This window comes from Phyllobacterium sp. (assembly GCF_037994405.1).
GTDB lineage: Bacteria > Pseudomonadota > Alphaproteobacteria > Rhizobiales > Rhizobiaceae > Phyllobacterium.
Map to the genome: position 1 here is coordinate 20,915 of NZ_JBBNAN010000441.1, position 6,616 is coordinate 27,530.

At 59.1% G+C, this 6,616-nt stretch carries 9 protein-coding genes; 4 read left to right on the forward strand and 5 right to left on the reverse strand.

Annotated features, from left to right (window positions below; genetic code table 11):
• Positions 1 to 31: 31 nt before the first annotated feature.
• Positions 32 to 742, reverse strand: a complete 711-nt coding sequence (locus AAAC48_RS24055) for a L,D-transpeptidase (protein ID WP_340656613.1) — start codon at positions 740 to 742, stop codon at positions 32 to 34.
• Positions 743 to 1,270: 528 nt separating this feature from the next.
• On the opposite strand from AAAC48_RS24055, the gene AAAC48_RS24060 reads away from it, so the two are divergent.
• Both AAAC48_RS24060 and AAAC48_RS24065 read left to right on the forward strand, forming a co-directional pair.
• Entirely contained in the window at positions 1,271 to 2,149 is an 879-nt protein-coding gene (locus AAAC48_RS24060) for a branched-chain amino acid aminotransferase (protein WP_340656605.1), read from the forward strand.
• Between the two features lie 164 nt (positions 2,150 to 2,313).
• Complete coding sequence (locus AAAC48_RS24065) at positions 2,314 to 2,913, forward strand: superoxide dismutase (RefSeq protein ID WP_340656606.1); 600 nt, start codon at positions 2,314 to 2,316, stop codon at positions 2,911 to 2,913.
• Positions 2,914 to 2,985: 72 nt separating this feature from the next.
• Here the strand turns inward: AAAC48_RS24065 and AAAC48_RS24070 are convergent, their stop codons facing one another.
• Positions 2,986 to 3,444, reverse strand: a complete 459-nt coding sequence (locus AAAC48_RS24070) for a carboxymuconolactone decarboxylase family protein (RefSeq protein WP_340656607.1) — start codon at positions 3,442 to 3,444, stop codon at positions 2,986 to 2,988.
• A gap of 127 nt (positions 3,445 to 3,571) precedes the next feature.
• Here AAAC48_RS24070 and AAAC48_RS24075 point away from each other — a divergent pair, with 127 nt between their 5' ends.
• Positions 3,572 to 4,441, forward strand: a complete 870-nt coding sequence (locus tag AAAC48_RS24075; RefSeq protein ID WP_340656608.1) for a sigma-70 family RNA polymerase sigma factor — start codon at positions 3,572 to 3,574, stop codon at positions 4,439 to 4,441.
• Between the two features lie 115 nt (positions 4,442 to 4,556).
• On the opposite strand, the gene AAAC48_RS24080 is transcribed toward AAAC48_RS24075, so the two are convergent.
• Positions 4,557 to 4,988 (reverse strand): EVE domain-containing protein, encoded by a 432-nt coding sequence (locus AAAC48_RS24080; protein WP_340656609.1) that lies wholly within the window; start codon positions 4,986 to 4,988, stop codon positions 4,557 to 4,559.
• Entirely contained in the window at positions 4,985 to 5,365 is a 381-nt protein-coding gene (locus tag AAAC48_RS24085) for a VOC family protein (protein ID WP_340656610.1), read from the reverse strand. Before AAAC48_RS24085 ends, AAAC48_RS24080 begins: the two co-directional genes overlap by 4 nt.
• A gap of 248 nt (positions 5,366 to 5,613) precedes the next feature.
• Between AAAC48_RS24085 and AAAC48_RS24090 the strand changes: the two genes are divergently transcribed.
• Positions 5,614 to 5,790, forward strand: coding sequence for a hypothetical protein (locus AAAC48_RS24090; protein ID WP_340656611.1), 177 nt, complete (start codon positions 5,614 to 5,616; stop codon positions 5,788 to 5,790).
• 58 nt (positions 5,791 to 5,848) lie between these two features.
• On the opposite strand, the gene AAAC48_RS24095 is transcribed toward AAAC48_RS24090, so the two are convergent.
• On the reverse strand, positions 5,849 to 6,547 hold the full coding sequence (locus AAAC48_RS24095; protein ID WP_340656614.1) for a YafY family protein: 699 nt from the start codon (positions 6,545 to 6,547) through the stop codon (positions 5,849 to 5,851).
• Between the last annotated feature and the right edge of the window lie 69 nt (positions 6,548 to 6,616).

Here is a 6,616-nt window from a genome sequence, read left to right on the forward strand (position 1 = left end):
CACCGGCCTTTTGCATTGCGTGAGCCCTTGGCTAGATCACCAGCACCTGTGTCTTATTTGGTACGCGGTCGTAAAGGTCGATCACGTCCTGATTGATGAGACGGACACAGCCCGATGAAACCGCCTTGCCAATCGACCACCATTCCGGCGAGCCGTGCAGGCGGTAGAGCGTGTCGACGCCATTCTGGAACAGGTAGAGCGCGCGCGCGCCAAGCGGGTTCTTCAGCCCGGGCTCCATGCCGCCGTTCCTGGCGCTGTATTTGACCAGTTCCGGCTGGCGGGCGATCATGTCATCTGGCGGCGTCCAGGTTGGCCAATGGCGCTTCCACTGGACGGCTGCGCGGCCCGACCAGGAAAAGCCCTGCTTGCCGATGCCGACGCCGTAACGGATGGCTTGTCCATTTTCACGCACCAGATAGAGGAACTTGTCGTTCGTATCGACAACGATCGTACCGGGCCGTTCGCCGGTCGGATCCTGAACGACCTGGCGCAGATAGCTCTTGTCCATCTTTTCGATGGGGATCGCCGGCAGCTGGTGGCCATCATCCTCGCGCGCCGAATACATGTCGGCATAGGACGCGAATGCCGGATCGACATCCGCCTGCGGCTGCATCAGCGGGTTTCCATTGTCATCGACCTGGATGACCGGCATGTCAGGGATCTGGGCGCATCCTGCGAGCCCAGCGGCTGCCGTCGCAGTCATCGCAGCAAGGAAGCGGCGGCGGGAAATTGTGTTTTGCATCATTGAACCAATTATGTGGAAGGACGAATTGAACAAGCGCCAAGGTGATCGCTCCGTTCTAAACGCACAATGAATATGGCAGCCAACCGTTGACAATAGGGCGCAATCAAGGCGGCGGCGCGACTGTTGCGCCTCGGCAACAAAAAGGGGTTGGCCGGTGTCTTTTGCCCGTTCAAGCCTCGATAAACACTTTGTGACCGGGTGACAACCATCGAGAAACGGTCAGGCAGCGGACGAATCACGTGCTTGCAATGATTGTTCTTTTGCCACCGGCAAGAAACAGACCCCGGACAGGGTCTGTAAGTTTGCCCCGTAGCGGGAATGTTTTTTTGCGGGGATGCGGACCGGTGGATTGGCAGAACTTCGCTGAAAGTGCCCGTCGTTGCAACTAGCCGATAGTATGATGTTGTGCGGCGCGGGCGTTACAGGCACTGCAATTTGCTGCCTTGCAATCGAGACAACCATTGACCGCGCCGCAGAAGTGCATTTCGATACAAAAAACTCATGATCAAGAACGGAATCAACATCATGGCAGTCAATACTCAAGCCCAGACAGTGACATGGACCTATGTCGATGGCGACTGGTATGAAGGAAACGTACCTCTGATCGGACCGCGCAGCCATGCGATGTGGCTGGCATCGACGGTATTCGATGGCGCGCGCTGGTTCGAAGGCGTTGCGCCCGATCTTGACCGCCACTGCGCGCGCGTCAATGCATCGGCGCTCGCGCTTGGCCTCAACCCGACGATGAGCGCGGAAGAGATTGTTGGCCTGACCCATGACGGGCTGAAGAAGTTCGACGGCCAGACCGCCGTCTATATCAGGCCGATGTATTGGGCCGAGCATGGCGGCTATATGGGCGTGCCGTCCGACCCGGATTCAACGCGGTTCTGCCTGTGCCTGTACGAGGCGCCGATGATCGCGCCGAGCGGCTTCTCCGTAACGGTCTCGCCGTTCCGGCGCCCGACCTTCGAGACCATGCCGACCAATGCCAAGGCGGGCTGTCTTTATCCCAACAATGGCCGGGCGATCCTCGAGGCGAAATCGCGCGGCTTCGACAATGCACTGGTCCTCGACATGCTGGGCAATGTTGCCGAGACCGGAACGTCGAACATTTTCCTCGTCAAGGACGGGCATATTTTCACGCCGGCGCCCAACGGAACCTTCCTTTCCGGCATCACCCGCAAGCGCACGATCGACGTGCTTGCCGACTATGGTTTCCGCACGACGCAGACGACCCTCTCCGTGCAGGATTTCCTTGGCGCGGACGAGATCTTCTCGACCGGGAACCATTCGAAGGTCGTTCCCGTTACGCGTATTGAAGACCGTGATCTTCAGCCGGGTCCGATCGCCAAGAAGGCGAGGGAGCTTTATTGGGAGTTTGCACACTCGACGCCGAAAATTTAACCCTCAGAATGGATCAGGCGGAAATATTGATCCGTTTCGCATTGCTCCCGAAGAATTTGGGACCTATGTAACGAACGCAGGTTTTGTCAGGATTGGCGACCAACCCTACGGGTGCCCAACTGGGCTGCCAATCGGTCACAGATTATATCGAAGAGGAGACTTCCATGGCTTTCGAACTGCCCGCACTGCCGTATGATTACGATGCACTCGCCCCCTACATGTCGCGCGAAACGCTCGAATATCATCACGACAAGCACCACAAGGCTTACGTTGACAACGGCAACAAACTGGCTGCCGAAGCCGGTCTCGAGAATCTTTCGCTCGAAGAGATTGTCAAGCAGTCCTACGGCAAGAATGCCGGCCTCTTCAACAATGCGGGCCAGCATTACAACCATCTGCATTTCTGGCATTGGCTGAAGAAGGGCGGCGGCGGCAAGAAGCTTCCGGGCGCGCTCGAAAAGGCCGTTGACTCGGATCTCGGTGGCTATGACAAGTTCCGCACCGATTTCATCGCTGCCGGCACCACGCAGTTCGGCTCCGGCTGGGCCTGGCTCTCGGTCAAGAACGGCAAGCTTGAAATCTCCAAGACCCCGAACGGCGAAAATCCGCTGGTTCATGGCGCAACGCCGATCCTCGGCGTCGACGTCTGGGAGCATTCCTATTACATCGACTACCGCAACGCCCGCCCGAAATATCTGGAAGCGTTCGTCGATAGCCTGATCAACTGGGACTATGTCCTCGAACTTTACGAAAAAGCCAAGTAATCGGCTCAGGCTTCACTCGTAAAAACGGCCCCGTCAGCAGCGGGGCCGTTTTTCATTTGCGATGCGCCCGTCTCAGCTCCATTCGACGCCGGCGACCATGCGGACACTGACATTGAGGCGGTTCCAGACATTGATCAGGGCTATCGACAGAATCAGAGCCGCCAGCGCCTGCTCGTCATAGTGGCGGGCTGCCTCCTGCCAGATCTCATCCGGCACCGGATCCGCCCTGTCGCTGAGCCGGGTGACGGCCTCGGTGAGCGCCAATGCAGCGCGTTCGGCCTCGGAGAAGAACGGCGCGTCCCGCCATGCGCCCACGGCGAAGAGGCGCTGGTCCGTCTCCCCGAGTTTCCTGGCGAGGCGCGGGTGCATGTCAACGCATACGCTGCAGCCGTTGATCTGGCTGGCACGCAAATGGCAAAGTTCGCGCGTCCGCGCCGGAACACCATCCTTTTCGGTCGCCTTGCCCAAGGCATGCAGAGCCTGCATCGCGTCTGGAAGGACGATTGCCGGGTTGCTCATTCGTGCTTGCATTTTTACTCTCCTTTTAGAGTCTTCGTATCTGTTGCTGACGCTGTTGCGACCCAGTCGATCATCTTGTCACATCGTCTGGTTTTCGTTCGTCATAGCCTTGACGGAATGAGATGAGGGAATGTGACCGATGGACGAAAAAAAACTTCTGGCTGAGAAATTCGAGGCCAGCCGGACCCACTTGCGGGCCGTTGCCTACCGGATGCTCGGTTCCCGCAGCGAGGCGGAAGACGCCGTCCAGGAAGCCTGGTTGCGGCTCAACCGATCAGACGTGAGCGGCGTCGGAAATCTCGGCGGATGGCTGACGACAGTAGTCTCACGCGTGTGCCTGGATATGCTGCGTTCACGCAAGTCGCGGCGCGAGGAGCCACTGGAGGCCCCGGGGCAAGAGCCAGTCGCCGGCAGCGGGGACAGCCCCGAGCACGAAGCATTCATGGCGGATCAGGTCGGTCTTGCACTATTGGTGGTGTTCGAAACGTTGGCACCGGCCGAGCGGATCGCATTCGTGTTGCACGACATGTTCGATCTGCCGTTCGACGAGATCGCTCCCATTGTCGGGCGCACGCCGATGGCGACGCGCCAGCTCGCGAGCCGTGCCCGCCGCCGGGTGCAGGGAGAAAACACGGTTTCCAGCGCCGACCGGAGCCGGCAACGGCAGGTTGTCGATGCCTTCCTCGCCGCCTCGCGCGGCGGTGACTTCAATGCACTTCTCGCAGTGCTGGATCCGGATGTTGTGTTCCGGGCCGACCGTACCGCCGTAGCTCTCGGAGCATCGGCCGAAGTTCGCGGTGCTGCGGCTGTGGCTGGCACATTCTCGGGCCGTGCGCAGGGCGCAAGACCGGCGCTCATCGACGGGGGAATGGGCCTCGTCGTGGCTGTCGGTGGCCAACTGCGTGTCGTTCTCAACCTCACGATCGCGGATGGCAGGATCGTCGGCATCGACGCGGTCGCCGATCAGGAACGCCTTGGCCAGCTCGATCTGGAAATCCTCAACGACTGATCGCCAATGGCATCCGGCGATGGCGCCAGTGAGCGAGGCTTTCGCACCGGCGTCGAGGCAAGGCATCGCTCAGCATGAATAGGCGGCATGATCGCTATTCGTGCATACGGCCCCGTCACTGAGGGGGCCGTTTTGCATTCATGGCCGATTCGATGATCGCGAAGTCGTCGGCGCTGGCCTTGAACAGGCCGAAGCGTAGTTGGTAACCCCAATTCCGCTTGCCGGCAGTGAACTCCAGCTGCTCCAGCAGGGGATGGATTGGCGCTTGGTTGGCCTCATCCCATTCGACGTCGCGGCGGTAGGGGACGAAGCCTCCGCCCATGTCGGCATCGTAGGGTTCGCCTTCCCGGACCGTGCCGACAGCCGTGAAAGACTGGAATTGATCCTTGTTGCCGTAAATTTCCGTTGGCGAATAGTAGGCGACGCGATCGCCCGGCGCGATCTTCTTCAAAGGTCCAAGCTTGCCATGGCTGACTTGCATGAAGCCTCCCTTGAGGCCGCGGCGGACGTGATCGGCCGACGCGACCGCGATCCAGTGCTGCGTCATTGGTTCGCCTCATTGGAAGGCGCAAACACGCGCAAGCGGTGTCCGTCCGGATCAAGCGCCACGAAGGTGCGGCCAAAATCCATGAGTACCGGCGCCATGGCGATCGGAATGTTACGCGCAGACCAGTCGCGGTAAATGGCATCGACCGCCTCGCTGTCATCAACGCCGAAGACCAATTCAGCACCACCGGCCTGCATCGTTGTTACTGGCTCGACTTTCTCGCGGTTCCACATGCCAAGTTTGAGGCCGGACTCAAGAACGAACAGGGCGAAATTCGGCGACTCCTCGACGGGTTCGCGTCCAAGCAGATCGGCATAGAATGCGCGGCTCTCCGGCGCGTCCTTAACATAGATGAGCATAAAATCGGGATTGAGCATCGTTCTGTCCTTTTGTTGTTCGACGCGAACACCATAGATCCACATACTGTCAATTTATGGCAGTAGCGACAAACGGCCATTGCCTCATTCGAGGGATATTGCAGAAACAAGACTCCACAGTCGGGAAATAGGGGAAACATTCGCGGCCGATAAAGAGCAGGTAAGACGTTGAAACTGTTCGATTTGCAACCGGTCATAAATGGCAGGTTGTGCTCAATCACTCCCTTGTCTCAGAGGAACCCAAGGAAATGAAGAAATCCCTCATTACGGCTCTCGGCCTCGCGCTTGCATTCGCAGTCTCGGCGCCTGTTCTCGCTTCGACAAGTGCAATGGCCGCTACGACGCCCGTGCATCACAAGCATCATGTCACACATCACCCGAAACATCATCACCACAAGCCGGTGCACCACAAGACAACGTACTAATAAAACTCTACAAGATACGGCCAGGCCGGGCATCGAGACGATGGCCGGCTTTTCATCGTCACGCCGGCGGCGCAATGCCCTGGCTTTCGCGCCACTCCTTCATGAGAACCTGGCGTCGGCGTGGGTAGCGCGTCTCGGTTGCTGCCAGCGATGAGATGCGATCGGCCCGAAAATGCCGATAGTCCTGGCGCAGCTCGCACCAGGCAACGATGACCCGCACGCGGTCGAAGAAGCCGAGCGCAAATGGCCAGACAAAGCGTCTCGATTCCGATCCGGCGCCATCGCGATAGACAATATCGAGCTTGCGTTCCGATCGAATGGCCTTTCGCACCAGACCAAGATCAATAGCATCAGCATCTGAAGGCGTGGAATCGCGCGGACCGACGAGAAGAGCGGAAGCATCGACATCGTCGCGCAGATCGGCGGGAAGAACGGCCACGATCTTTGCCAACGCATCGCGGGCGGCTGCGGAGAGACGGTGATCCGGCTGTTTGCCGACCCAGCGGGAGCCCAGCACAAGCGCCTCGATCTCGTCTTCGGAAAACATCAATGGAGGCAGCATGAAACCGGGCCGCAATATGTAACCAAGGCCGGGCTCCCCTTCGATATGCGCACCCTGGGCCTGCAACGTGGCTATATCCCGGTAAAGCGTGCGGATGCTGATGCCGGTTTCGTCAGCAAGCACCCTTCCGCTGACCGGACGCCGGTAGCGGCGCATGATCTGGATGAGATTGAGCAGACGTTCGGAGCGTGACACGATAGAAATTTCCCAATGGCGCTGACATAGTGCCATATTCTGGCAGCAAGTGCATCGGTCAGGCTTGCT

What these genes read in the sequence shown, in the direction of transcription:
- AAAC48_RS24075 (WP_340656608.1), top strand. Translation starts at nt 3,572, where the DNA reads ATGGACGAAAAAAAACTTCTGGCTGAGAAATTCGAGGCCAGCCGGACC.
- AAAC48_RS24060 (WP_340656605.1), top strand. Translation starts at nt 1,271, where the DNA reads ATGGCAGTCAATACTCAAGCCCAGACAGTGACATGGACCTATGTCGAT.
- AAAC48_RS24055 (WP_340656613.1), bottom strand. Translation starts at nt 742, where the DNA reads ATGCAAAACACAATTTCCCGCCGCCGCTTCCTTGCTGCGATGACTGCG.
- AAAC48_RS24090 (WP_340656611.1), top strand. Translation starts at nt 5,614, where the DNA reads ATGAAGAAATCCCTCATTACGGCTCTCGGCCTCGCGCTTGCATTCGCA.
- AAAC48_RS24065 (WP_340656606.1), top strand. Translation starts at nt 2,314, where the DNA reads ATGGCTTTCGAACTGCCCGCACTGCCGTATGATTACGATGCACTCGCC.
- AAAC48_RS24085 (WP_340656610.1), bottom strand. Translation starts at nt 5,365, where the DNA reads ATGCTCAATCCCGATTTTATGCTCATCTATGTTAAGGACGCGCCGGAG.
- AAAC48_RS24070 (WP_340656607.1), bottom strand. Translation starts at nt 3,444, where the DNA reads ATGCAAGCACGAATGAGCAACCCGGCAATCGTCCTTCCAGACGCGATG.
- AAAC48_RS24080 (WP_340656609.1), bottom strand. Translation starts at nt 4,988, where the DNA reads ATGACGCAGCACTGGATCGCGGTCGCGTCGGCCGATCACGTCCGCCGC.